The sequence below is a fragment of the Frigoribacterium faeni genome, from assembly GCF_007988805.1.
Lineage (GTDB): Bacteria > Actinomycetota > Actinomycetes > Actinomycetales > Microbacteriaceae > Frigoribacterium > Frigoribacterium faeni.
On sequence record NZ_BJUV01000004.1, the window covers coordinates 110093 to 135821 of the forward strand.

Consider the following 25729-nt stretch of genomic DNA (forward strand, 5'->3'; position numbering starts at 1 on the left):
GGGAGGACTCATCCCCCTCGGGCGGGCTACTTCACGGCGATGTTCACCAGACGCGGGGCGCGCACGATCACGTTGACTATCTCCTTGTCGCCGATCGAGCGCTGCACGGCGGCCGATGCCCGGGCCAGCGCCTCGAGCTCGTCGGACGAGATCTTCGGCGACACCTCGAGCCGGTCGCGCACCTTGCCGTTGACCTGGACGACCGCGGTGACGCTCGTCTCGACCAGCAGGGTCGAATCGGCCTTGCGCCAGCCGTGGGTCGCCACGGAGACGCCCTCGTAGCCCAGCTTCTCCCACATCTCGGACGCGGTGTACGGCGCGAAGAGCGACAGTCCGAGGGCGACGGTCTCGACCGCCTCGCGCACGGCGGGGTCGCCCGCACCGGCGCCGCTGTCGACGACCTTGCGGATCGCGTTGACGAGCTCCATCAGACGGGCGACGACCACGTTGAACTTGAACGCCTCGGTCAGCCCGGGGGCCTCGGCCAGGAACCGGTGCGTGACCCGCCGGAGGGCCTGGTCGCCGTCGGCCCAGACCACGTCGGGCGAGCTCGAGACCTCGCCCGACAGGCGGAACGCCCGTGCGAGGAACTTCGCCGAGCCCGCGGCCGAGACGTCGGCCCAGTCGATGTCGTCCTCCGGCGGGCCGGCGAACGCCATGGTGAGGCGGATCGCGTCGACGCCGTGCTTCTCGATCTCCTCGGAGAGCGTGACGAGGTTCCCCTTGCTCTTGCTCATCTTCGCGCCGTCCTGCAGCACCATGCCCTGGTTCAGCAGCGCGCTGAACGGCTCGGTGAAGTCGAGGTGGCCGAGGTCGAAGAGCACCTTCGTGATGAAGCGCGCGTAGAGCAGGTGCAGGATCGCGTGCTCGACCCCGCCGACGTACTGGTCGACGGGCGCCCAGCGGTTGACCACGGCCGGGTCGAACGCCTTGTCGGCGTCGTTCGGGCTGAGGAACCGCAGGAAGTACCACGAGCTGTCGACGAAGGTGTCCATCGTGTCGGCGTCGCGCCGGGCCGGCGAGCCGTCGCGCGGGTCGGGCACGTTGACCCAGTCGGCGGCGGCGCCGAGCGGCGAGCTGCCCTTCGGCTTGAGGTCGAGACCCTCGGTGGGCGGCAGCAGCACCGGCAGCTGGTCGAGCGGGACCGGCACCTCGGCTCCGTCGGCGCCGTGCACGATCGGGATGGGAGTGCCCCAGAAGCGCTGGCGCGAGATGAGCCAGTCGCGCAGACGGTAGGTCTTGGCGGCCTTGCCGTCACCCGAGGCCTCGAGCAGCTCGATGACGCGCTTGATCGCGTTCGACTTGCTCAGACCGGTCAGCGGACCGGAGTTCATCAGGCGGCCCTCGCCGGTCAGCGCGACGCCGGTCGCGAGGGGGTTCAGCTCGGGCAGGTCGTCGGGCAGGATCGCCTGGCCGTCCTCGTCGAGCTCGAGCTTGGGGATGACGCCGGTCACGGCCGCGTTCGTGTCGACGACCACCCGCACGGGGAGGTCGTAGGCGCGGGCGAAGTCGAGGTCGCGCTGATCGTGGGCCGGGACGGCCATGACCGCGCCGTGGCCGTAGTCGGCGAGCACGTAGTCGGCGGCCCAGACCGGCATGGGGTCGCCGGTCAGCGGGTTGACGGCGACGCGGCCGAGCGGCACGCCGGTCTTCGGCCGATCGCTCGACTGACGCTCGATCTCGGTCGCCTTCTGCACCTGGGTCAGGTACTCGGCGAAGCGCTCGCGGACGTCGTCGGTGGCCTCGGCCACGAGCTCGGCGGCGAGGTCGGAGTCGGGGGCGACCACCATGAACGTCGCCCCGTAGAGCGTGTCGGGGCGGGTGGTGAAGACCGTGACCTTCTCGTCACGCCCCTCGATCGTGAAGTGCACGTCGGCGCCGATGGACCGGCCGATCCAGTTGCGCTGCATGTTGAGCACCTTGGTCGGCCACCGGCCCTCGAGCTGGTTGAGGTCGTCGAGCAGGCGGTCGGCGTAGTCGGTGATCTTGAAGTACCACTGCGTCAGCTTCTTCTTGACGACGACGGCGCCCGAGCGCTCGCTCGTGCCGTCGGCCAGGACCTGCTCGTTGGCGAGGACGGTCTGGTCGACCGGGTCCCAGTTGACCCAGCTGTCCTTCCGATAGGCGAGGCCCTTCTCGTACATGGCGAGGAACAGCCACTGGTTCCACTTGTAGTACTCGGGGTCGCTCGTGTGCAGCACGCGATCCCAGTCGAACGAGGGCGCGTAGAGCTTCATGCTCTGCTTCTGCTGCTCGATGTTGGCGTAGGTCCACTCGCGCGGGTCGACGCCCCGCTTGATGGCGGCGTTCTCGGCCGGCAGCCCGAAGCTGTCCCAGCCGATCGGGTGCAGCACGTTGAAGCCCTGCTGGCGCCAGTAGCGCGCGATCACGTCACCGAGCGCGTAGCCCTCGGCGTGGCCCATGTGCAGGTCGCCCGAGGGGTAGGGGAACATGTCGAGGATGTACTTGCGCGGCCGTTTGTCGGCGGGGTCGACGGCGAAGGGCTTCGCCTCCTCCCAGACGGCCTGCCACTTGCGCTGCAGGCGCGCGACGTCGTACTCGCGTTCGTCGTCGTGCGGTCGGGTCGGCCGGTCGCCGGTCTGATCGGCGGGCGCTGTCATGTCGTGCTCGTGTGCCACGGGACTCTCATTCATTCCTGGGGAGGGACGCACCGGCTGCAGGGCACGTCGACGTGCGGGCACGGCGACCCGACAACCCAGCGTAGATGACCGACCCGACCTCCGACGAACGTGACGCGACCGTCAGGAGGCGCGGGTCGGCGACTCTTCGAGCACCCGCAGCAGGGCGGCCGCCTTGAGCTTGACCTCGGCGAGCTCGTCGGCCGGGACGGACGACGCGGTGACGCCTCCCCCGACCCCGATCGTCGCCGTCGAGGGGGCGCCCGCGGGACGGGTCACCACGATGGACCGGATCACCATCGCCAGCGAGACGCCGCCGTCGAGCCCGAACGTCCCGATCGCCCCGGAGTAGATCCCCCGGGGGCGTCCCTCCCACTCGGCCAGCAGCTCGACCGCGCGTCTCTTCGGGGCGCCGGTCATCGACCCGGCCGGGAACGTCGCCTCGACGGCGTCGAGCCCGACGGCCCCGGGCCGCAGCCGACCGCGGACCGTGCTGACGAGCTGGTGCACCGCGGGATACGAGTGCACGCCGAACAGCTCGACGACCTCGACGCTCCCGGGGTCGCAGACCCGGATGAGATCGTTCCGCACGAGGTCGACGATCATCAGGTTCTCGGCGCGCTCCTTCTCGCTCGTCGCGAGCTCGTGGGCCAATCGCGCGTCGGACCCGGCGTCGCCCCCTCGGGGGCGGGTGCCCTTGATCGGCGACGACGACACGACGCCCTCGGGCGTCACGTCGAGGAACGACTCGGGCGACGCTCCCAGCACGGCCGTCTCGCCGATCCGCACGAACGAGGCCCGGGGCGCGGCCGAGGCGCGACGGAGCCGCCGGTACACGGCGAGGTCGTCGTCGACGCCCGCGACCGCCACGCTCGTCGTCAGGCAGAGGACGTACGCGGAGCCGTCGGCGATGGCCGAGCGGCAGCGCGCCACCAGCTCGAGGTAGGCGCCGTCGTCGTGCGCCCAGCGAGGGGGAGCCGAGGAGGCGCGGTGCGGGACGGACCCGACCCGCGCCTCCTCGACGTCCGGATCGGGCCAACGGGCCGCGACCCCGTCGATCCAGCCGGCGCCGACGGCGCTGACGGCCTCGACGGTGCGTCGCGCGTGGTCGAAGACGAGCGCGCGATCGGTGCGCAGCAGGGCGAGGTCGGGAGGAGTCCCCTCCGTCGGGACGCCCCGGGCGCCGAGCCGCGCGGGGGCGCCTCGGCCCGGGCCGAGCGACCCGTCGCGGTCGAGCAGCCAGAGGCCCATGCCGTAGCCGAGCCAGCCCGACCAGCCCAGCGGGTCGGCGTCGCCCGTCCCGTCGGCGAGGTCGGCCCGGACCAGCTGCCACGCCTCGTCGAGGTCACCGTCGGCGGCGGACGCCGTGAGGGCCGTCCCCCATGCGACGACGGACCGTCCCTCGACCGCGTCGACGCCCGCGTCGATCCAGACGACGTCGCCCACGGCACCGAGACGGGACACGACGAGTTCTGGGTCGCGCCAGTCGAGCGGCGCGCGGACCACCGGGGGGCGCATAGCCTGAGTGTATGAGCAGCCCGACGACCTTCCGGTGGATCGACGGCGGCCTCGTGGCCGGACCGGGCGCCGACGGCGCGGATCCCGCGGCCGGACGGCTCCTGGTCGCCGACTCCTGGCTGGTCGACGACGGCCTCGTGCGGGCCCTCGACGTGCACCGCGACCGCTTCGCCGACTCGGTGGCCGCCGCCCTGGGCGAGGCGGCCCCCACCGCCGACGCCGCCGACGGCGCCGACGGCAGGCTCGACGTCGACGCGTTCTGGTCGGCGGCGGTCGCCCGCCTGCCCCGGACGGGCGCCTGGTTCCCCCGGGTCGAGCTGGTGTCCGGCGCGGGGCGAGACGGACGAGACGACGGCCCGCCCGAACTGCGACTGCTGCTGCGCCCGGCGCCGGCCCTGACCCGTTCGGTCGTGCTGGCGACCGCGCCGCACGACCCCCGCACCCGCCCGACGGTCAAGGGCCCCGACCTCCGGGCCCTGGGCCGGCTGCGGGAGGACGTCGGACCCCTCGGGGCCGACGAGGCCGTCCTGCTGGACCCCGACGGGCACGTCGTCGACGGCGCCTGGAGCTCGATCGTCTGGTGGCGCGGCGACGCCCTCTGCCTCCCGGCGGACGACCTCCCCCGCCTGCCCGGTGTGACGGTGCGCACCCTCGCGACCCTCGCCGCCGTCCTGGGCGTCGACGTGCTGCATGAGCGCACCACCCCCGCCGAGCTCGACGGCTTCGAGATCTGGACGACGAGCGCCCTGCAGGGGATCCGCATCGTCACCGACTGGGTGGACGGCCCGACGCCGGCCGAGCAGCCGGGCCGTTTCGCCCTCTGGCGCTCGCGCCTCGAGGCGCTGCGCCGACCGCTCGCCGACGCCTGACCCGCGATCTCCCCGCGGACGCGGCCCGACGACCCCGGGAGGCGCGGCGACGGTCGCCCGACGAGCTCAGAGCTCGACGGCGCGGCCCGCCTCGAGCCGCACCCGGCGGGTCACGAGGGAGTCGTCGACGGGCACGTGCGAGATCAGGACGACCGTCGTGCCGTCCCGTCGTGCCGTCGTGAGGACGTCGGCCACGAGACGCTCCGCGAGCTCGGCGTCCAGGCCGGCCGTCGGCTCGTCGAGCACCAGCACGGGGAACCCGTGCAGGAGCGCCCTGGCCAGAGAGATGCGCTGGGCCTGACCGCCCGACACGAGGGCGCCCCGCTCGCCGAGGCGGGCGTCGAGGCCGCCGCGCTCCCGCACCCAGTCGGCCAGGTCGACCCGCTCGAGCACGCGCCGGAGGTCGTCGTCGGTGGCGGTGTCGCGGGCGAAGAGCAGGTTCTGCCGCACGGACTCGTCGAACAGGTAGGGCGACTGCTCGATCAGCCCCACCGTGGCCCTGACCCGGTCGGCGGACACGGTCGACGCGTCGACGCCGCCGACCTCGTACCGGCCGCGGTGCTCAAGGAACCGCACCAGCACGGCGGCCAGGGTGCTCTTGCCGGCGCCGCTCGGGCCCTCCACGACGATCCGGTCGCCGACCCGGACCTCGAGGTCGACGTCGACGAGGGCGGCGGAGGACGCTCCCGGCCAGGTCGCCGACAGGCCGGCGAGGCGGAGCGCGACTCCCCCGGGCCCCGGGGACGGCAGACGGGCCGAGTCGACGTCGACGGTCGTGGTGTCGTCGGCCGCCCCGACCTCGTCGACGACGACCCCCTCGGGCGGCGTCGCGGGCGCCGCCGACTCCACCCGGGCCGCGCTGGCGCGGACCCGGCGCCAGGCGAGCACCGCGGTCGGCACCGCGGCGACGACCTCGAAGACGGCGATCGGCACGAGCACGACGAGGGCGAAGGCCGGCCCGCCGAGATCGCCGCGTTCGAGCACCGGCGCGGCGGCCAGGGCGGTCGCGAGCACCGTCGCCCCCGACAGGAGCGAGATCGTCGCCGCCACCACCCCGGTCGAGGTCGCACGGCGGCGCCCCGACCGTCGCAGGTCGGCGTCGAGTCGCGCGACCCGGTCGAGCTGCTGGTCGACCGCGTCGAAGGCGACCAGGACGTCGAGGTTCTGCACGGTGTCGAGCACGGCGCCGGACAGGGCCCCGCGGCGGTCGGCGAGGGCGCGTTCGCTGCGCCGGGCGAGGGCGTCGGCGAGGACGCAGCCGACGACGAACGCCACGACGAGCCCGACCAGCAGCACCAGGGCGGCCCGGGGCGAGAAGAACGCGACGCCGACGACGGACGCGACCGACACGACCCCCGAGACGACGAGCGGCTGGACGACGCGCAGCGGGAGGTCCTGGAGGGCGTCGACGTCGGTCACCATGCGCGAGAGCAGGTCGCCCCGGTCGGTCCGACCGAGGCCCGCCGGCGCGATGCGCACGAGCCGCCGGTAGAGCTCGGTCCGGACCACGGCGAGCTGGCGGAACGCCGCGTCGTGGCTCGCGAGCCGCTCGAGGTAGCGGAAGAACGCCCGGGCCAGGGCGAACGCCCGCACGCCGACCATCGACAGCGTCAGGTAGAGGATCGGCGGCTGCTCGGCGGCGTGCGTGATGAGGTAGGCGGACGCCGCGAGCAGGGCCACTCCGCTCAGGGCGCTGAGCACCCCGGAGGCGATGCCCGGCCAGGCCCGCCGGACGTCCGGCTGGGCGGAGCGGAGCAGGGAGGCGTTCATCGGTCGGACCCTCCGGTGGCGGTCGAGCCGGTGGCGGTCGCGCCCCGGACGGCGGCGCCCGTGGCTGCGACGGACGCCTCGGCGGGAGTGGCGATCACGACGACGTGGTCGGCGGCGTCGCGCACGGCGGCCCGGTGGGTCACCACGATCACGGCGACGCCGGTCCGCGCGACGGCGCAGAGGCCGTCGACGAGACGCGCCTCGGTGACCGGGTCGAGGGCCGACGAGGGCTCGTCGACCAGCAGGAGGCGCGCCCGGCGTCGCCGCAGCCGGTACAGGGCACGCGCCAGGGCGACCCGCTGGGCCTGACCGCCCGAGAGCCCCGAGCCGCCGGCCCCGAGGACGACGGCCGGGTCGATGCCCCGTCCACCCGCCGTGTCGAGGGCGTCGAGCACGTCGTCGAGCTCGACCGAGTCGCCGAGGGCGACGTTCTCGGCGACCGTGCCGGACACGAGGCCCGGCACCTGACCCGACCAGGCGATGTCGACGCCGACGGGGCGCGAGCCGGCGTCGCGCCAGGCGACGCTCCCCGAGAACGTCAGTCCTCCGAGCAGGGCCGCGAGCAGCGTCGACTTGCCGACGCCGCTCGGCCCGACGACGGCCGTGACCCGGCCCACCTCGGCGACGAACGACGTCGCCGCCAACGCGGGCGCGCCTCCTCGGTCCACCGAGAGACCGTCGACGACGAGCGCGTCGGTCTCCGCGACGCGGGCCGAGGGGGCGGACGCCGTCGCGGCCGTCGGGCCGTCGGCGACGTCCGCGTCGTCGAGCACCTCGAACACGTCGTCCGCGGCGGCGACCCCGTCGGACGCCGCGTGGAAGTGGGCCCCCACCTGTCGGAGCGGCAGGTACGCCTCCGGCGTCAGGAGGAGCACGAAGAGGGCGACGGGCAGTCCGAGCGACCCGTCGACCAGGCGGATGCCGATCGAGACCGCGACGAGCGCGACCGACAGCGACGCGGCGAGCTCGAGCGCGAAGCCGCTGAGGAACGACACCCGCAGCACGGACATCGTCTGCGACCGGTACTCGTCGGTCAGACGTCCGATCCGCGCCACCTGACGTCGTTCGCGCCCGAAGACCTTGAGGGTCGACAGCCCGTTGACCGCGTCGAGGAACGACGACGCGAGCCCGGCGAGGCGATCCCACTGACGCGCCTGCGCCGCGCGCGTCGTCCAGCCGATCAGGACCATGAAGAGCGGGATCAGTGGAAGCGTCACCACGACGATCACGGCCGAGAGCCCGTCGTTCAGGGCCATGACGACGACGATCGCCGGGGTGGCGAGGGCGGTGAGGATCAGCTGCGGCAGGTACTTGGCGAAGTACTCGTCGAGGGCGTCCAGCCCGGGGCCGACGAGCGTCGCGAGCCGAGCCGAGTTCCGACGCGCGAGCCACTCGTGGCCCCGCTCGGTCACGGCCCGCACCACGCGCAGGCGGAGCTGGCTCTTCACGACCGCCGCGGTGCGCGCCGCGACCGCCTCGAGCGACCAGGAGACCGCCGACCGGGCGACGACCGCGACGGCGAGGCCCACCGCGGCATCCCTCAGAGCCTCCGGCCCCCGGCCGTCCACGACGGCGACCACGGCCCGCGAGGCGAACCAGGCGAACGCGACGACGCACGCCGTCTGGACGACGCCGAGCAGCGCACCGAGGGCGAGGAACGACCGGGCGGCGGCGGCGTAGCGGAGGAGGCGCGGGTCGAGTGGCTTCACGATCGCCGGCTCAGTGCGCGGCCGGGATCGCCGCGCGGGAGATGCGCTTGCGGAAGATCCAGTACGTGAAGGCCTGGTAGCCGAGGATCAGCGGCACGAAGACGAGCGCCACCCAGCTCATCACCGTGAGGGTGTACTCGGAGCTCGAGGCGTTGGCGATGGTCAGACTGTTCGCCGGATCGTTGCTCGCCGGCATGACCCCGGGGAAGAGCGCCGCGAACAGGCTCGCCACGGCGAGGCCGATGGTCACGGCCATGAGACCGAACGCGCGCCCCTCGCGGCCCCGCAGGTTCGCGACGAACGATCCGATCAGCGCGACGGCGGCGACGATCGACAGCAGGATCGAGGCGAGGGTCCCGTGCATCAGCGAGGTGATCGCGAGGAACGCCGCCGCGACGACGATCGTCACGAGCCCGGACCGCACCGCGAGCCGCCGGGCCCGCTCCCGGATCTCGCCCTCGGTCTTGAGCGAGACGAAGACGACGCCGTGGGTGAAGAACAGCAGCAGCGTGGTCAGTCCGCCGAGCAGCGCATAGGGGTTCAGCAGGTCGAGCAGCGTGCCCGTGTAATCGAACCCCTCGTCGAGGGGCACGCCCCGCACGACGTTGGCGAAGACGAGACCCCAGACGAACGCCGGCACGGCGGAGCCGACGGTGATCATCAGGTCGAATCTGCGCTTCCACGCGGCCTCGGGGCGCTGGTGCCGGTACTCGAACGAGACGCCCCGCGCGATGAGAGCGAGCAGGATCAGCAGCATCAGCAGGTAGAAGCCGCTGAACAGCGTCGCGTACCACTCGGGGAACGCCGCGAAGAGGAACGCGCCCGCGACGATGACCCAGGTCTCGTTGAGGTCCCAGACCGGACCGATGGTGTTGATCAGGACGCGACGGTCGGTGTCGTCCCGTCCGAGGAACGGCAACGACATGCCGACCCCGAAGTCGAACCCGTCGAGCACGAAGTACCCGACGAAGAAGAACGCGAGGATGAAGAACCAGAGGGTGGGGAGGTCCATGTCAGCAGTCGCCTTCCATCAGTAGACCGTCGCTTCGTGCCGGATCTCGCCGGACTCGGGGTCGGGCTCGGGAGCGTCGCCCGGACCCTTCTGGGCGGCCTTGACGATCAGCCGGAACTCGACGACGGCGAGACTGCCGTAGATGAGCGTGAACGCGATCAGCGAGATCAGCACCGTGAGGCCCGTGACGCCGGGCGAGACGCCGTCCTCGGTCTTCAGCAGGCCGAAGACGAGCCACGGCTGACGCCCCATCTCGGTGAAGACCCAGCCGACGATCATGGCCAGCAGCGGCAGCGGGTACGACCAGACCGCCGCCCGCCAGACCCACCTGTTCGTCGGCATCCGGCCCTTGCGGGTGACCCAGAGCCCGACCAGCGAGATGAGCACGGCGACCATGCCGAGGCCCATCATCCAGCGGAACGACCAGTAGGTCACCCAGATGATCGGCGTGTAGTCGCCGGGGCCGTAGAGCTGCGTGTACTGGGCCTGGAGGTCGTTGATGCCCTCGACCGTCCCGTCGAAGGTGTGCGTCGACAGGAAGCTCAGCAGATACGGGACCCGGATGCTGAAGAGCTCGTGCACGCCGTCGGGCGTCCCCAGGGTGAAGATCGAGAACGAGGCGTCCGCTCCGGTGGAGGTCCTGTAGAGCGCCTCGGCCGCCGCCATCTTCATCGGCTGCGTCTCGACCATCGCGAGTCCGAGCTGATCTCCCGTGAGCACGGTGAGGGCGCCGGCGGCCACCATCGTCCAGAGGCCGAAGCGGAGCGCCGGACGCATCGTCTCGAGGTTCTGGTTGCGCGACAGGTGCCAGGCGGAGACGGCGACGATGACGGCGGCCGAGACCATGAAGCAGGCGAAGATCGTGTGCGGGAAGGCGGCCAGGGCGACCTTGTTCGTCAGGACCTCCGCGATGCTCGTGAGCTCCGCGCGGCCCTTCTCCTCGTTGATGGCGTAGCCGACCGGGTTCTGCATGAACGCGTTCGCCGCGATGATGAAGTAGGCCGACAGGATGCTGCCGACCGTCGCACCCCAGATGCTCGCGAGGTGGAGCTTCTTCGGGACCTTGTCCCAGCCGAAGATCCAGATGCCGATGAAGGTCGCCTCCAGGAAGAACGCGAGCAGGCCCTCGAGAGCGAGAGGCGCCCCGAACACGTCGCCGACGAACCTCGAGTAGTCGGACCAGTTCATGCCGAACTGGAACTCCTGCACGATGCCGGTGACGACGCCCATCGCGAAGTTGATCAGGAAGATCCTGCCGAAGAACTGCGTCAGCTGGAGGTAGTGCACCTTGCCGGTCCGCACCCAGGCGGTCTGGAAGACGGCGACGGTGAAGGCCATGCCGATCGTCAGGGGCACGAAGAGGAAGTGGTAGATCGTCGTCAGACCGAACTGCCACCTCGAGAGGAGGAGAGGGTCGAGGAGCTCGTTCACACAGACAGTATGCGTCCGGGTTTACGCAACACCTGTCGTATAGGGCGTCCAGCCGCTGTCGAAGCCCTGTGAATAGGATCGGACGGGTGAACGACCTCCTCGGCACCCTGCTCGACCTCGTCCAATCGGTGGACCCGGTGCTGCGGACCCTCCTCGCGGGCGTGGCGATGGTGCTCGAGACCTCGGTGCTGCTGGGACTCGTCGTGCCGGGCGACACGGTCGCCATCGTGTCGGCCACGGCGGTGGCCTCGCCGGTCGAGTTCGCCGCGCTCGTGATCGCGCTCGTGCTCGGCGCCTTGACCGGCGAGAGCATCGGCTTCGCCCTCGGACGGCACTTCGGCCCGGCGATCCGGCGGAGCGCCGTCGGTCGTCGCATCGGCGAACGCAATTGGATCCGGGCCGAGAACTATCTCGCCCGCCGGGGCGGCGTCGCCGTGTTCGTGTCGAGGTTCCTGCCGGTGCTGCACTCGCTGATACCGCTCACCGTGGGGACGAGCCCCATGCGGTACCGCACCTTCCTGGCCTGGACCGCTCCGGCCTGCGTCCTGTGGTCGCTGGCGTACGTCTCGGTCGGCGCGGCGGCGGCGGGCGGCTATCGCGAGCTCGCCGACCGCCTGCACTGGGCCGGATACGCGTTCGTGGCGATCATCGTCGTCTTCGCCGCGCTGGTCGTCGTCGTGAAGCGGATCGTGCACTCGCGGGAGGAGCGGCACATGGCCGATCCGCACGACGGCGAGGACTGACGGGCATGTCGCCCGGGCGACGGACGGGATGAGCCGACGTGCGATGCCTCAGCGGACGGTGACGACCGGCTCGAGATAGGCGGTCACGACGCGGCGGCACTCGTGGACGAATCGGGCGTCGCCGTCGCCGCCGGTGACGAAGGCTCGGGCGAGCAGGGCGTTCCCGATCTCGACGACGACCTGGATCGCCAGCTCGGTCGCCTCGTCGCGGACGACCCCGAACCGCTCGGCGAGCAGGGTCGTGATCTGGTCGGCGAGCGGGCTCGCGGCCTGCGCCTCCTGCGGGGCGCCGAGATCGGGGGCGTCGCCGAAGCGGATGGCGCGGAACCCGGGCTCGTCGCGGTACATGGCGGCCTTGGCGTCGATCAGCGCGCCGATCGCCTCGCGCCAGTCGCCGATGTCGCCCTCGGCGACACGGTCGGCCACGCGCGACGAGAGCCGCTGGATGCAGCGCAGCGCGAGGGCGTCGACCACGGCGATGCGGTCGGGGAAGTACCGGTACACGGTGCCGATGGAGGCGCCGGCGCGCTCGGCGACCATCGCCGTGGTGAGCCGCTCGTAGCCGATCTCGTCGATGATCGAGGCCGCGGCGTCGAGCAACCCCGTGAGGCGTGCCGAGCTCCGGGCCTGGACGGGCTCGTTCCGCAGCAGTGATGAACCCCCGGGCAATGCGTCATTGACGTCGGTGACGAGCAACGTTTCTCCTTCTGGCGATTCGCGACGACGTCGCGACGTGGTGCTGGACGTCGGGGACAGGGCGGGACGCAGGGTGATCATGCACCCCGCGCCTGTCGATGGCGGTCGTTGTCGGTGGGAGCCGGGAGAATGGGACGCATGTGCGGACGATTCGTGATGGCGCGCGCCTCGAGCGACCTGGTGGCCCTGTTCGACGTTGATGTATCAGGAGACACTCTCCCAGATCCTTCCTGGAATATCGCTCCGACCCGCTCGGTGCATCTGCTGGTCGACGCCGCCCCACGCGGCGCCGACGCCGGCGGACCGCCTGTGAGGCGTCTGGCCGCGGCCCGCTGGGGGCTCGTCCCGGGCGGGTCGGACGGCCCGGAAGGCCCCCCGGTGATCAACGCCCGCTCCGAGACCGCGGCCGGGAAGCCGATGTTCCAGGCGGCCGTCGCGGCCCGGCGCGGGCTGGTCCCCGCCACCGGGTACTACGAGTGGTCGACCGGCCCCGACGGCGTCAAGCGCCCTTACCTCGTGCGCCTGCCCGACGACGAGGTGATGCTGTTCGCCGCGCTCTACGAGTGGTGGCGCGACCCTCGCGCGGCCGCCGACTCGCCGTCTCGATGGCTGTTGTCGACGACCCTGTTGACCCGCGCCTCCTCGGGACCGCTCGCCGCCCTGCACGACCGCATGCCGGTCGTCGTCGGAGCCGATGTGATGGACGACTGGCTCGACCCCGAGACCGAGGGCGACGACGACCTCGTCCAGGGGGTGGCGGGTCTGTCGCCCGAGATCGCCGACCGGGCGCTGTTCCATGAGGTCTCGCCCGAGGTGGGGTCGGTGTCCGCCGACTCGCCCGCCCTCGTGCAGCCGGTGTGACGTGACAGGATGGGCGCATGCCCGACACCCGTAGACCGGCCCCGGCCGGAGTCGAGCCCCTGCTGCATCGCGCCGCCCGGATCGAGAACGCCGTCCACCGGTTCCGCGAGAAGCGCGCCCGCAAGCGCGGCCTGCTCCCGACCGTGGTCCCCTACACGGGCTACGGCTCCCCCGGCTGGGCCCGCGTGCTGTCCCGGGTGCTCCTCACCCGCACGGGGACCCTCAAGGGCGTCGACCGGGCGAACGTGCGCGGCTGGCGGAGCTTCACGAGCGTCCCCGTCGAGAAGGCGCGCGTCGAGGTCGTCCTCGGCGGACGCACGCACCACCTCACCACCGACCGGGGCGGAGTCCTCGACGTCCGCGTCGAGGTGGACCTCGAACCCGGCTGGCACGTCGCCACCGTGAGCTGCGAGGGGTCGCTCCCCGTCGAGGCGCCCGTCTTCGTGATCGACCCCGAGGTCCGCTTCGGCATCGTCTCCGACATCGACGACACCGTCATGGTGACCTCGCTGCCGCGTCCGTTCCTCGCGGCGTGGAACACCTTCGTGCTCAACGAGCACGCCAGGCGACCCGTCCCCGGGATGTCGGTCCTCTACGAGCGCCTGCACCGCACCTCCGGAGGCTGCCCGGTCATCTACCTGTCGACCGGCGCGTGGAACGTCGCCCCGACCCTGTCGCGATTCCTCTCGCGCAATCTCTACCCGAGCGGCCCTCTGCTGCTGACCGACTGGGGCCCCACGCACGACCGCATCTTCCGCAGCGGGCGTCAGCACAAGCAGGAGTCGCTGGATCGCCTGGCCGCGGAGTTCCCCCAGATGCGCTGGCTCCTGGTCGGCGACGACGGGCAGCACGACGAGGAGCTCTACGGTCGCTTCCTCCGCGACCACCCCAGCACGGTCGCGGCCGTGGCGATCCGTCAGCTCTCACCCAGCGAGGCGGTGCTCGCCGGCGGCCGGTCACGGTCGGAGCACGCCAGCGGCAGCGAGGTCGCCTGGGTGTCCGCCCCTGACGGCGCCGGTCTCTGGGATCAGCTCGTCGAGTCGGGCGTCATCGACTGAGGCACGATCCTCTTATCGTGGTTATTTCCGCTTTTGTAGCGCTCGATCGGTGCAATAGTGAGATAGTCGGGTATTGGAGGCATCATGAGCACGAGTGCAGGTGACGGACCCCGTCGATCCACCGACGAGTGGGAGGCGATGATCGGCGAGCGGATCCGCTCCCGACGACTCGACGTAGGCATCGGCCAGGTCGATCTCGCCCGCCTCGCCGACGTCTCGACGAGCACCCTCCAGAATCTCGAGAACGGGCGCGGCAGCACGCTCCGCACGTTCGTCCGCGTCCTGCGCGCCCTCGACGCGGACGACGCCCTCGACGCCGTGGTCCCGGCGAGCGCGGTGAGCCCGATCGACGTGCTGCGCAGCACGAGCCGGGAGCCGAGGAGGCGGGTGTACCGACCGCGGACGCCCCCGGCCGACGAGGTCCCCCGATGAGCTGGACGCCCGTGGAGGCCGTCGAGGTGTCGGCATGGGGCTCCCGAGTGGGCGCCGTGGCCCTCGACCCGGGGCTGGGCGCGTACGTGTTCGAGTACTACCCCGACTGGGTCGAGCGGGGCGTCGAGCTGGCGCCGTTGACCATGCCGGTGCGGATGCGACGACATGTGTTCCCGCAGCTGCCGGAGGCCACGTTCCACCGCCTTCCGGCCGTGCTGGCGGACGCCATGCCCGACGACTTCGGCAACGCGGTGATCGATGCGTGGCTGGCACGTCAGGGGGTGCGACGGGGCGCGGTGAGTCCACTCGACCGTCTGGCGTACATGGCCGACCGGGCGATGGGGGCCCTCGAGTTCCGGCCGGCGCGGGGGCCTCGTCACCGGCGCAGCAGCGCGGTGGAGCTGGGAGCGCTGGTCGAGGGCGCCCGCAGCGTGCTCGACGCGCAGTTCGACTCCGACCGCGAGACGGAGGCGGCGATCCAGTCGTTGATCCAGGTGGGCACCTCGGCGGGCGGGGCTCGGGCGAAGGCCGTGATCGCGTGGAACCGCGACTCGGGCGAGGTCCGGTCGGGTCAGCTGCCCGCCCCCGAGGGGTTCGAGCACTGGCTGATCAAGCTCGACGGCCTGGGAGCCGACGCGGAGCTCGGGTCGGGCGGATCGTCCGGACGGGTCGAGTACGCGTACTCGCTGATGGCCGGGGCGGCGGGCGTCGACATGGCCGAGTGCCGTCTGCTCGAGGAGAACGGCCGGGCGCACTTCATGACCCGTCGGTTCGATCGGGGGCCGCAGGGGAAGGTGCACTCGGTGACACTGTGCGGCACGGCCCATCTCGACTTCCGGCAGCGCCAGACGCACGAGTACGGCCAGCTGTTCGAGACGGTCGACGCGCTGGGGATGGGCGCCGAGGCGCGGGCGCAGGCGTTCCGCCGGATGGTCTTCAACGTCCTGACCGCGAACAACGACGACCACACGAAGAACACGTCGTTCCTGCTGGCGTCGCCGGGGTCGTCGTGGGCTCTGGCGCCGGCCTACGACGTGACGTACGCGCACAACCCCACCGGGAGGTGGACGTACCAGCACCTGATGGGCGTCGACGGGGTGTTCCGCGACGTCGCCCGCGACGACGCGATGCGGGTCGCCGACCGCTACCTGGTTCCCGGCGCGTCGGAGATCATCTCCGAGGTGCTCGAGGCGGTCGCCGGGTGGCGGGGGTTCGCCGAGCGGGCCGGGCTCGACGACGACGCGGCCCGTCGGATCGAGGAGGCGCTCCCCCGCTGGTGAGACCCTGGCCGATGTCGGCGGTCGAACATACACTTCACTCGAACATGCATTCGAACGGTGCGTGCGCGACGAGCGAGGCGAGGGTGACATGAAGGTCGACGAGACGGTGCCGGTCGAGATCACGGACGACGGGGCGCCGTTGCGGTTCGTGTGGCGCGGGGTCGTCTACGGGGTGGTCAGCCCGCCCGAACGGTGGATCACCCGGCGCGAGTGGTGGCGGTCGGCGGCACGGGCCCCTCGGGGCGGCACGGTCGACCTGCTCGAGCTGCCGGTCTGGCGGGTCGACGCCCTGCCGCTCACCGACGGCGTCCATCGTGTCGACGGCACGTTCGATCTCGCCCTCGACCCGATCCGCGGGTCGTGGCTGCTGCTCGGGGTCTTCGACGACCGGGTCGAGCAGCAGCTGTTCGCCTGAGCGGGGGCGACACCGGCGGGCCCGGGAATGACCGGTGTGCCACACTCGTTGCAGCATCGGGCGGACACGCCCGGGGACGACGCGGTCCCGCACGACCGATCGCCCCGACACGAAGAGAGACCCCGATGACACCGTTGCTGTGGTTGTTCGATGCGCAGCTGCACATCGGCGACCAGACCATCCTCTGGCGCGAGGTCGTCGGCAACGTGTTCGGCCTGCTCAGCGCCCTGGGCGGCATGCGACGCAAGGTCTGGGCCTGGCCGGTCGGCATCGTCGGCAACGCCCTCCTCTTCACGGTCTTCCTCGGAGCGGTCTTCGGCACCCCCAACCCGGTCAATCTGCTCGGGCAGGCGGCCCGTCAGGTGATGTTCATCGCCGTGTCGATCTACGGCTGGTACCGCTGGAAGCACGCGGGCGACACCGGCGGCGTCGCCGTCGAGCCCCGCTGGGCCGGATGGCGCAACCGCGTGCTGCTGGTGGTCGCCCTGGTCGGCGGCACCGCCGTGCTCACCCCGCTGTTCCGTCTGCTGGGCTCGTACGAGCCGGTCTGGGCCGACGCCTGGATCTTCACCGGCTCGTTGCTGGCCACCTACGGCATGGCCAAGGGCTGGGTCGAGTTCTGGCTGATCTGGGTCGCGGTCGACCTCGTGGGCACCCCTCTCCTCTTCAGCGCCGGCTACTACGCCTCGGCGTTCATGTACGTCTTCTACGGGGCCTTCACCCTGGCCGGGTTCTTCGTCTGGGCCCGTGCACGGCGGCAGAAGCCCAAGGTCGAGACGCTCTGGCCCGACCCCACGCTGCAGCGCTGACCGAGCGGCGGCCGCGGCGGGGCTGATTGGATGTCGTCATGCCCCTGCCCATCGAGAACTACGCGCTGATCGGCGATCTGCACACCGGATGCCTGGTCGGCACCGACGGCAGCATCGACTGGCTCTGCCTGCCGCGCTTCGACTCCGCCTCCACCTTCGGCGCGCTGCTCGGCGACCACGACGCCGGGCGCTGGCTCGTCGCCCCGACGGACGCGTCCGCGACCTCCACCCGTCGGTACGTCGACGACACGTTCGTGCTCGTCACCCGATGGACGACCCCGACGGGCGTCGTCGAGGTCACCGATCTCATGCCGTACGGCGACCGGCGCGCCGACGTGGTGCGTCGCGTGACGGGCGTCTCGGGCACGGTCACGATGCACGTCGACCTCGCCATCCGCTTCGGCTACGGCACCGCCATCCCCTGGGTCCGCCAGGTCGCCGAGGGCGACGGCACCGCCCTCGTCGCCACGGCCGGGCCCGACGCCGTCGTCGTCCGCGGCCCCCGGCTCACCGCCACCGACCACACCCACGAGACCGAGTTCGACGTCTCCCCCGGAGACGTCGTCGACTTCAGCCTCACCTGGTACCCCTCGCACCGCGAGCCCCCCACGGCGGTCGACGTCTCGGCCCGGATCGACGAGACCGTCGCCTGGTGGCAGGAGTGGGCGAGCCGGTGCACGGCTCCCCCGGTCTACGACCGCGAGGTGCACCGGTCGCTGCTCATCCTGCGGGCCCTGACGAACGAGGACACCGGTGGCATCGTGGCCGCGGCGACGACGAGCCTCCCCGAGCAGTTCGGCGGCTCCCGCAACTGGGACTACCGCTACGTCTGGCTGCGCGACGCGTCGATGACCCTGCAGGCCCTCATCCTGCACGGCTACGCCGAGGAGGCGGACCGGTGGCGGGGGTGGCTGCTGCGTGCCATCGCCGGCGACCCCGCGGACGTGCAGATCATGTACGGGCTCGCCGGCGAACGTTACCTGCACGAGAGCGAGCTCGAGCAGCTGCCCGGCTACGACGGGGCGTCCCCGGTGCGGATCGGCAACGCCGCCTACAAGCAGTACCAGGGCGACATCTTCGGCGAGGTCATGGTCGCCCTGCACGAGGCCCGCCTGCTCGGCGTCGCCGAGACCGAGTACTCCTGGCCGCTGCAGCGGGCCCTGATGCAGTACGTCGAAGACAACTGGACCCGCCCCGACAACGGCATCTGGGAGATCCGCGGCGACCTGAAGCACTTCACCCACTCACGCGTGATGATCTGGGCCGCCCTCGACCGGGCGATCCAGGGTGTCGAGCAGTTCGGTCTCGACGGCCCCGTCGAGCGGTGGCGTCGGCTCCGCGACGAGGTGCGCGACGAGATCGAGTCGAAGGGCTGGGACGCCTCCACCGGCGCCTTCACCCAGTACTACGGCACCGACGAGGTCGACGCCTCGCTGCTCCAGCTGCCGCAGGTCGGGTTCGTCGAGGCCGACGACCCCCGCATGCTCGGCACCGTCGCCGCGATCGAACGCGACCTGATGCACGACGGACTGCTGCTGCGGTACCGCACCGAGAGCGGCGTTGACGGGCTCGACGGTGCGGAGAACCCGTTCCTCACCTGCTCGTTCTGGCTGGCCGAGCAGTACGCCGCCTCGGGCCGCGTGGACGACGCGGTCGAGCTCATGGACCGCCTGGTCGGCTACTGCAACGACGTCGGCATGCTCTCGGAGGAGATCGAGGTGGCCACGGGACGGCACGTCGGCAACACCCCGCAGGCGCTCTCGCACCTGGCCCTGGTGCGGGCGGCGGACGCGATCGCGAAGGCGAGGGCGCGGGCCTGACGCGACCCGCGCCTCCTCGGCTCCGACTCCCGGACGCGACGACGGCCGCCCTGCTCGTGCGAGCGGGGCGGCCGTCGGGGTCTGCCGGTCAGGGCGTGAGCGCCAGGGCTCAGGCGGGCCAGTCCTTCGGACCGGTGGAGCCCGCGGCGTAGGTGTCGAGCGGCACGCGGTCGGCCTTCCAGGCGTCGATCACGGGAGCGACGATCGCCCAGCAGCGCTCCGCGACGTCGCCGCGGATCGACAGCGTCGGGTCGTCGTGGAAGATGCCGCTGAGCACCTCGCCGTAGGGCGTGAGCTCGGGCTTGCCCAGGGTGACCGACATCGTCGACTTCTCGAGGTCGAAGGGGTTGCCCGAGCCGTTGGTCGTGACGCCGAGCTCCATCGTCTCGGGGCTGATCTCGATGCGGAGCGTGTCGGGGGTCGACGAGCCCTTCAGACCCTCGGGCAGCGCCGGGACCGGCTTGAAGGTGATGAGGACCTCCTTGCGGATCTTGGTCATGCCCTTGCCCGAGCGGAGGATGAACGGGACGCCGGCCCAGCGACGGGTCTTGACCTCGAACTCGACCTCGGCCAGGGTCTCGGTCTGACGCTCGACGTCGACGCCGTCCTCGTCCGCGTAGGCGGGGACGTCCTTGCCGTCGATCGTGCCGGCCGCGTACTGCGCACGGCGGCTCGAGGCGACCGGGTCGGCGTCCTTCACCCAGGTGGCCCGCAGCACACGCGCGATCTCGCTGCGCAGCTCGACCGAGTCGATGCTCGACGGGGCGTCCATCGCGATGACGGCGAGCACCTGCAGCAGGTGGCTCTGGATCATGTCGATCAGCGCGCCGGCCTTGTCGTAGTACTGCGCACGGCCCTCGAGGCCGAGCACCTCGTCGTAGAAGATCTCGACCTTCTCGATGTTCTCGCTGTTCCAGACCGGCTCGAAGAGGCGGTTGGCGAAGCGCAGGCCGATCATGTTCAGCACGGTGGCGCGGCCGAGGAAGTGGTCGGTGCGGTGGATGCGCTCCTCGGGGACGATCTTGAGCAGCTCGGCGTTCAGCTCGCGCGCGCTCTCCTCGTCGGAGCCGAACGGCTTCTCGAGGGCGAGACGCAGGCCGTCGGGCAGGTCGATCTCGGCGAGCGACTGGATCACCTTGGTGCTGATGGCGGGCGGCAGGGCGAAGTACATCACCGGGGTGCCCTCGCTGGCCTCGAACAGGGCCTTCAGGTGCTCGACCGTGGTCGGGTCGCCCTGGATGTACCGGCTCGACGCGAGGGTCTTCTTGGCCAGGTCGCTGCCGGCGTCGCCGTTGAACGCCGTCGTCACGACGTCGTCCCACTCTTCGGGGCTGCGCTCGCTGCGGCCGGTGCCGATCAGCTGGACGTCGACGCCGCGGTCGCTCTTCAGCAGGCTGGCGAGGCCGGGGAGCAGCAGACGCTCGGTGAGGTCTCCGCTGGCTCCGAGGATGATGAGGGTGGTGGTGTCTGTCACAGTGCAGCTTTCGTAGAGGGCGGCGATCAGGTCGCCGTTGTCGATCTGGCGGCGGGAGGGTGCTCGGGGCCACGGGTGTCAACGCACAGGGGGGACGGGCATTCCCGTCGACCGCCCCGGCCGCTCAGGGCACGGGTCGCGTCTCGGCGTCGGTGCCCGGTCAACCGTACTGCTCCTGGGCGGCGAGCGCCGAACCCCGGTCAGCGGGTGTCGCCGTCGGGGTGGTCAGGGCGGACGGTGTCCTGCGGCGCGGTGTCGCGGGGCGCCGAGGCGTCGGAGCGCGGCCCCGTGCTGTCGGTGCCGCCCACCTCGCCGTCGTGGGCTCCGTCGGATGCCGCGCGCGCCTCCTCGGCGTCGGCGTCGTCCGGTCGCGGCGCCGTCATGTCGTCGGGGTCGAGGGCGGCCACGATGCGGCCGAGCGAGACGGCGATCGAGACGCCGCCACTGGTGTCGGTGGTGGGTCGGTCGCGATGCGTGTCGATGGCGTCCCAGAGGTCGGCGATGCGGCGACGGGCCGTGACGAAGGCGTCGGGGGCCGGAGCGTCGGTGGCGGCGGCGGTCTCGGCGGCGCCGTGCCGGCGGATGACCTCGGCGACGGCGTGCACCGCGCGGGCCACGTCGGGCGCCAGGAGGTCGGGCATGCCGATCTGGCGGCCGATGCGCCGGCCGAGGATCCCCGAGACCTCGGCGATGTCCTGGAGGTGGAACGAGACGCGCTCGAAGACCGCGAGCTCGGCGTACTCCCCCGCCAGGTCGCGCCGCTTGAGGAGCCAGCGCGGGTTCATGTGGCGGGACTCGTCGGCGTACTGCACGGCGTCGCGCACCCGACGGAGGGTGCTCGGGAGCACGCCGACGCGGCGCTCCCAGTCGTCGTCCTCGATCGGCCAGGTCGTCTCGAAGACGCCGGCGATCTCGTCGGCGCGGTCGGCGAGCGAATGCCGTACGCGACGCAGCCGGTCGTCGGCGCGCGAGGTGTTGAGCGGGGGCACGAGCACGACGTTGACGACGACGCCGACCACCACGCCGACGCCGAGCTGCACGATGTAGCCGAGGGAGTACGCCTCGGCGTCCGCCCCGCCGAGCAGCAGCACGAACAGTCCCGCGGTCAGCACCCAGTCGCGGCCCGCCCCGAGCCAGCGGATGCCGGCGAGGACGACCCCGACCCCGACCAGCAGCGCGACGGACAGCACGCCGGGCCTGCCGTCCTGGAGCGCGAAGACGAGCGAGGCGAGCGCGATGCCCGTCACGACGCCGACGAGCACCTGCACGCCCTGCCGCAGCGACGACTTGATGGTCGGGTACATCGCGATCACGGCGCCGAGCGGCGCGTAGTAGGGGTACTCCGCCGCGACGCCCGGCACCTGCGGTGCGATCCAGTACGCCACGGCCGCGGCGAGCGCGGTCTTGACCGCGAGCAGGAGCCGCGGCTGGGAGATCATCAGGCGCGTCCATCGACTCGCGGTGCTGGCCTCTCGGCGGAGGACGGATCGGCGGTCGGGCATCCCTCGATGATGACAGCCCGGAGGCGATGCCGTCGCCCCGTCGAGCACGTACACTGATCGAACATCTGTTCGAACTGACCTGGCCGGGGGTTCGGAGCACGAGGCACGAATCATGCGTTTCACTCATCTGCGCGTCGCGTCGGCGTTCAGCGCCCACCACGGGACCGCCCAGCCGCGGGCTCTCGTCGAGGTCGCCGCCGGGCGCAGGGCCGATGCCGCGGCGATCACCGACCGCGACGGGCTCTACGGGGCGATCCGGCACATCGGCGCGTGTCGCGAGGCGGGCATCGACCCCATCGTGGGCGTCGAGCTGGGCTGCCGCGACGATCGCTCCGGGGCATCGGGCGCCGAGGAGGCACGGAGCGCGTCGGGCGGGCAGGGCGCCTCGGTCGACCGCATCGTGGTGCTCGCGCACGGCTCGATCGACGGCGGCCCCGCCGGGGCGGGCTGGGCGGCGCTCTGCCGTCTGATCAGCGCCGCGCACGGCCGGGCGACGAAGAAGATGAGCGGGAGCGCCCACAGCGCGGCGACCATCGGCCGGTCGCGGGTGCGGGCCTTCGTGCAGGGCGAGACGACGCCGTCGGCGACGGTGCTGCTGGGTCCCGACTCCGACGTGGGGCGACTGGTGCAGGCGGGCCGGCACAGCGAGGCGGCCGCGTCGCTGGCCGACTGGGCGGCGACGCTTCCGGGCGGCGTGGTGGTCGAGGTCGTCTGCCATCTGACCGAGCCGGGCGAGAGCCGCAGCATCCGCCATGCCGCCCGCATGCTCGAGCTGGCCGACCACGTCGGCGTGCCGGCGGTGCTGACCAACGCCGTGCGCTACCTCGACCCCGACGAGGCCGTCACGGCCGACGTCCTCGACTCCGCCGGCCACCTCGCCGCGCTCGGCCGGTTCCGACCGCAGCCCAACGCCCAGGCGTTCCTCAAACCGGCCGAGGACATGCGCGAGATCGCCCGGATGGTGGCCGACGCCTCCTCGTTGCCCCGCAGCGCCGCCGACGAGATGCTCGCCGCGACCGAGCGCCTGGCCGACCGCTGCCGGCTCGACCCCGCCGCCGACCTGGGCTGGGGGCGGCCGAAGGTGCCCGAGCCGAGTGCGATCGGCGTCGAGGGCGACCCCGACCAGGTGCTGTTCCGTCGGGCGGAGGCCGGGGTCACCGAGCGGTTCGGCGACGCCGACCGGGCGCTGCGCCGCGAGGTCGACGAGCGCATGCGCTACGAGCTCGGCATCATCACGGGGTTCGGTTTCGCCGGGTACTTCCTCACGGTGGCCGACGTGTCGAAGATGATGCGCGACATGCGGGTGCGCAACGCCGCCCGCGGATCGGGGGCGGGCAGCCTGATCACCTACCTGCTGCGCATCTCGAACGTCGACCCGATCGAGCACGACCTGCTGTTCGAACGCTTCCTCGGCAACAAGCGCGAGACGCTGCCCGACATCGACATCGACGTCGAGTCGGCCCGACGCCACGAGGTCTACCGGGCGATCTTCGACCGCTACGGCAGCAACCGGGTGACCCTGATGTCGATGCAGTCGACGTACCGCGGGCGAGGCGCCGTCCGCGACGCGGGGCTCGCCCTCGGGCTCGACGACGAGCAGATCGACCTGGTCGCGAAGAACGTCTGGCGCTCGAACGCCCGCGACCTGCGCACCGCCCTGGCCGAGAAGCCCGAGCTGCGCGAGATCGCCGAGCTGGCGCGCGACGACGCGCAGATCGATCTGCTGGTCGATCTCAGCGAGCGGCTCGACCGGCTGCCGAGGCACATCTCGATGCACCCGTGCGGGGTGATCCTCGGCGACTCCGACCTGCTCAGCATGACGCCCGTGCAGCCGAGCGGCATCGGGCTGCCGATGAGCCAGTTCGACAAGCACGACATGAACGACGCCGGGCTGCTCAAGCTCGACGTGCTCGGCGTCCGCATGCAGAGCTCGCTCGCCTACGCCCTCGACGAGATCGAGCGGGTCAACGGCTCCCGCACGGCCGTGGCGGGCGCGCTGCCGGTCGACGTGCGCTACGTGAACCGGCAGGGGCGCATCGAGCTCGACGAGATCCCGCACGACGACGAGCCCACGTTCGCGGCGATCCGCACCACGCACACCCTCGGCATGTTCCAGATCGAGAGCCCGGGGCAGCGCGAGCTGATCGGCAAGATGCAGCCCGACCGCTACGCCGACCTCATCGCCGACATCTCGCTGTTCCGCCCCGGGCCGATGAAGGGCAACATGATCGCCCCGTTCCTCGACACGAAGCACGGGTTCCAGCAGCCCGACTACGTGCACTCGAGCTTCGCGTCGTTCCTCGACGACAGCTACGGCGTCGTCATCTACCACGAGCACGTCCTGAGGATCCTCGAGGCGACCATGGGGGTCTCGCTCGCCGAGGCCGACGAGATCCGCCGGCACATGGGCAAAGGAGACGACGACGCCATCGAGACGACGTTCCGCACCCGCACCCGGGGCAACATCGACCCCGAGACCGGCCGGCGTCGGTTCACCGACGCCGACGTCGACCGCATCTGGGCCGTGCTGAAGGGCTTCGGCTCGTTCGGCTTCTGCAAGGCGCACGGGGCCGCCTTCGCCCTGCCCACCTATCAGAGCGCCTGGCTGAAGACCCACTACCCGGCCGAGTTCCTCGCCGGCATCCTCACCCACGATCCCGGCATGTACCCGAAGCGGCTCCTGCTGACCGAGGCCCGCCGGATGGGCATCCCCGTGCTGCCGCTCGACGTCAACGCCTCGACCGACGTCTACCGCGTCGAACGCCTCCGCGCCCCCGCGACCCCCGTCGCCCCGACCCGCACCGGCGATCTCGGCATCCGCCTGTCCCTCGTCGACGTGCACGGCATCAGCGACGCCGAGCTCGCCCGCGTGGTCGCGAACCGCCCCTACGACTCGATCACCGACTTCTGGCAGCGGGCGACGCCGTCCCGGTCGCTGTTCGAGCGGCTGGCCCAGGTCGGCGCGCTCGACTCGCTCGCCGGCCCGGGGCGGAGCCGGGGCGACGTGCTGGCCCGGGTCCGGGCGTTGACCAGTCGCTCGTCGCGCCCCCGGCCAGCCGACGTCGAGAACCAGCTCGACTTCTCGATCGACGACCCCGTCCCGACCGGCTCACCCGACGTCGACAGGCAGCAGCGGGTGCGCGACGAGCTCGACATCCTCTCGATGGAGGTCAGCGAGCACGTCATCGAGAGCTACCGGCCGATGCTCGACGACCTCGGCGTCGTCCGGGCGGCCGATCTGCGCGACCACTGGAACGGCACGACCGTGCTGGTCGCCGGCATCCGCATCGCCACCCAGACCCCGCCGATGCGCAGCGGCCGACGCGTCGTGTTCATCAGCCTCGACGACGGCAGCGGCTGCTCCGACTCGACGTTCTTCGACGAGGCGCAGCAGCGGGCGGGATCGCTGCTGTTCGGCACGCAGCTGATGCTCATCCAGGGGCGCACCCGTCGCACCGGCGAGCGCGGCATCTCGCTCGAGGCCGAGAACGCCTGGGATCTCAAGGCGATGTGGCGGGAGTGGAACGCGACCCGCGCCTCCTCGACCCTCGCCGTCGGCGACCGCTGACCGCCGCGCCGCGCCGGCACCGCACCGCCGCCGCACCCGCCCCTCCCCCACCCGTCGGCAACTCCTCCCTGCCGCCCCCGCCCGCACCGCTCGCCCGGCGTGTCGCGCCGATCCGCGTCACCC

At 71.9% G+C, this 25729-nt stretch carries 19 protein-coding genes; 10 read left to right on the plus strand and 9 right to left on the minus strand.

The window, feature by feature from the left end:
* Window positions 1–26: 26 nt before the first annotated feature.
* Window positions 27–2621: a leucine--tRNA ligase gene (leuS, locus tag FFA01_RS03280; protein WP_146852963.1), complete on the minus strand. Its 2595-nt coding sequence runs from the start codon at window positions 2619–2621 to the stop codon at window positions 27–29.
* A 141-nt stretch (window positions 2622–2762) separates the two neighbouring features.
* On the minus strand, window positions 2763–4157 hold the full coding sequence (locus FFA01_RS03285) for an anthranilate synthase component I family protein (protein ID WP_146852965.1): 1395 nt from the start codon (window positions 4155–4157) through the stop codon (window positions 2763–2765).
* 11 nt (window positions 4158–4168) lie between these two features.
* Between FFA01_RS03285 and FFA01_RS03290 the strand changes: the two genes are divergently transcribed.
* Window positions 4169–5026 (plus strand): aminotransferase class IV, encoded by an 858-nt coding sequence (locus FFA01_RS03290; protein WP_146852967.1) that lies wholly within the window; start codon window positions 4169–4171, stop codon window positions 5024–5026.
* Between the two features lie 66 nt (window positions 5027–5092).
* Here the strand turns inward: FFA01_RS03290 and cydC are convergent, their stop codons facing one another.
* The 4 genes from cydC to FFA01_RS03310 are packed head-to-tail and all read right to left on the minus strand — an operon-like array spanning window position 5093 to window position 10948.
* Entirely contained in the window at window positions 5093–6796 is a 1704-nt protein-coding gene (cydC, locus tag FFA01_RS03295; RefSeq protein ID WP_146852969.1) for a thiol reductant ABC exporter subunit CydC, read from the minus strand.
* Window positions 6793–8505 (minus strand): thiol reductant ABC exporter subunit CydD, encoded by a 1713-nt coding sequence (gene cydD / locus FFA01_RS03300; protein WP_146852971.1) that lies wholly within the window; start codon window positions 8503–8505, stop codon window positions 6793–6795. Before cydD ends, cydC begins: the two co-directional genes overlap by 4 nt.
* 10 nt (window positions 8506–8515) lie before the next feature.
* Entirely contained in the window at window positions 8516–9517 is a 1002-nt protein-coding gene (gene cydB, locus FFA01_RS03305; RefSeq protein ID WP_146852973.1) for a cytochrome d ubiquinol oxidase subunit II, read from the minus strand.
* An 18-nt stretch (window positions 9518–9535) separates the two neighbouring features.
* Window positions 9536–10948: a cytochrome ubiquinol oxidase subunit I gene (locus FFA01_RS03310; RefSeq protein WP_146852975.1), complete on the minus strand. Its 1413-nt coding sequence runs from the start codon at window positions 10946–10948 to the stop codon at window positions 9536–9538.
* Window positions 10949–11034: 86 nt separating this feature from the next.
* Here FFA01_RS03310 and FFA01_RS03315 point away from each other — a divergent pair, with 86 nt between their 5' ends.
* Window positions 11035–11691 carry a DedA family protein gene (locus FFA01_RS03315; RefSeq protein ID WP_146852977.1) on the plus strand — a complete coding sequence of 219 codons (657 nt, stop codon included), beginning with the start codon at window positions 11035–11037 and terminating at the stop codon, window positions 11689–11691.
* A gap of 48 nt (window positions 11692–11739) precedes the next feature.
* Here FFA01_RS03315 and FFA01_RS03320 read toward each other — a convergent pair whose 3' ends face one another.
* Entirely contained in the window at window positions 11740–12387 is a 648-nt protein-coding gene (locus FFA01_RS03320; RefSeq protein WP_167627272.1) for a TetR/AcrR family transcriptional regulator, read from the minus strand.
* 138 nt (window positions 12388–12525) lie between these two features.
* Here FFA01_RS03320 and FFA01_RS03325 point away from each other — a divergent pair, with 138 nt between their 5' ends.
* The 7 genes from FFA01_RS03325 to FFA01_RS03355 all read left to right on the plus strand — a co-directional run bounded on the left by FFA01_RS03325 (window position 12526) and on the right by FFA01_RS03355 (window position 19062).
* Window positions 12526–13248, plus strand: coding sequence for an SOS response-associated peptidase (locus FFA01_RS03325; protein WP_146852981.1), 723 nt, complete (start codon window positions 12526–12528; stop codon window positions 13246–13248).
* Between the two features lie 17 nt (window positions 13249–13265).
* Entirely contained in the window at window positions 13266–14306 is a 1041-nt protein-coding gene (locus tag FFA01_RS03330) for an App1 family protein phosphatidate phosphatase (RefSeq protein WP_146852983.1), read from the plus strand.
* A gap of 84 nt (window positions 14307–14390) precedes the next feature.
* A complete protein-coding gene (locus tag FFA01_RS03335; RefSeq protein ID WP_146852985.1) occupies window positions 14391–14738 on the plus strand; it encodes a helix-turn-helix transcriptional regulator in 348 nt (115 codons plus the stop codon).
* Entirely contained in the window at window positions 14735–16018 is a 1284-nt protein-coding gene (locus FFA01_RS03340; RefSeq protein ID WP_146852987.1) for a type II toxin-antitoxin system HipA family toxin, read from the plus strand. Before FFA01_RS03335 ends, FFA01_RS03340 begins: the two co-directional genes overlap by 4 nt.
* Window positions 16019–16106: 88 nt before the next feature.
* A complete protein-coding gene (locus FFA01_RS03345; RefSeq protein WP_146852989.1) occupies window positions 16107–16433 on the plus strand; it encodes a DUF6504 family protein in 327 nt (108 codons plus the stop codon).
* A gap of 125 nt (window positions 16434–16558) precedes the next feature.
* Entirely contained in the window at window positions 16559–17242 is a 684-nt protein-coding gene (gene pnuC / locus FFA01_RS03350; RefSeq protein ID WP_146852991.1) for a nicotinamide riboside transporter PnuC, read from the plus strand.
* Window positions 17243–17280: 38 nt separating this feature from the next.
* Window positions 17281–19062, plus strand: coding sequence for a glycoside hydrolase family 15 protein (locus FFA01_RS03355; RefSeq protein ID WP_146852993.1), 1782 nt, complete (start codon window positions 17281–17283; stop codon window positions 19060–19062).
* 109 nt (window positions 19063–19171) lie between these two features.
* Here the strand turns inward: FFA01_RS03355 and FFA01_RS03360 are convergent, their stop codons facing one another.
* On the minus strand, window positions 19172–20536 hold the full coding sequence (locus FFA01_RS03360; protein ID WP_146852995.1) for a glucose-6-phosphate dehydrogenase: 1365 nt from the start codon (window positions 20534–20536) through the stop codon (window positions 19172–19174).
* A gap of 200 nt (window positions 20537–20736) precedes the next feature.
* Window positions 20737–22038, minus strand: a complete 1302-nt coding sequence (locus FFA01_RS16380) for an FUSC family protein (RefSeq protein ID WP_167627273.1) — start codon at window positions 22036–22038, stop codon at window positions 20737–20739.
* 112 nt (window positions 22039–22150) lie between these two features.
* On the opposite strand from FFA01_RS16380, the gene FFA01_RS03370 reads away from it, so the two are divergent.
* The gene (locus FFA01_RS03370) at window positions 22151–25606 is read left to right on the plus strand and encodes a DNA polymerase III subunit alpha (RefSeq protein WP_146852999.1); all 3456 of its coding nucleotides are present in this window, start codon (window positions 22151–22153) and stop codon (window positions 25604–25606) included.
* Window positions 25607–25729: the final 123 nt, after the last annotated feature.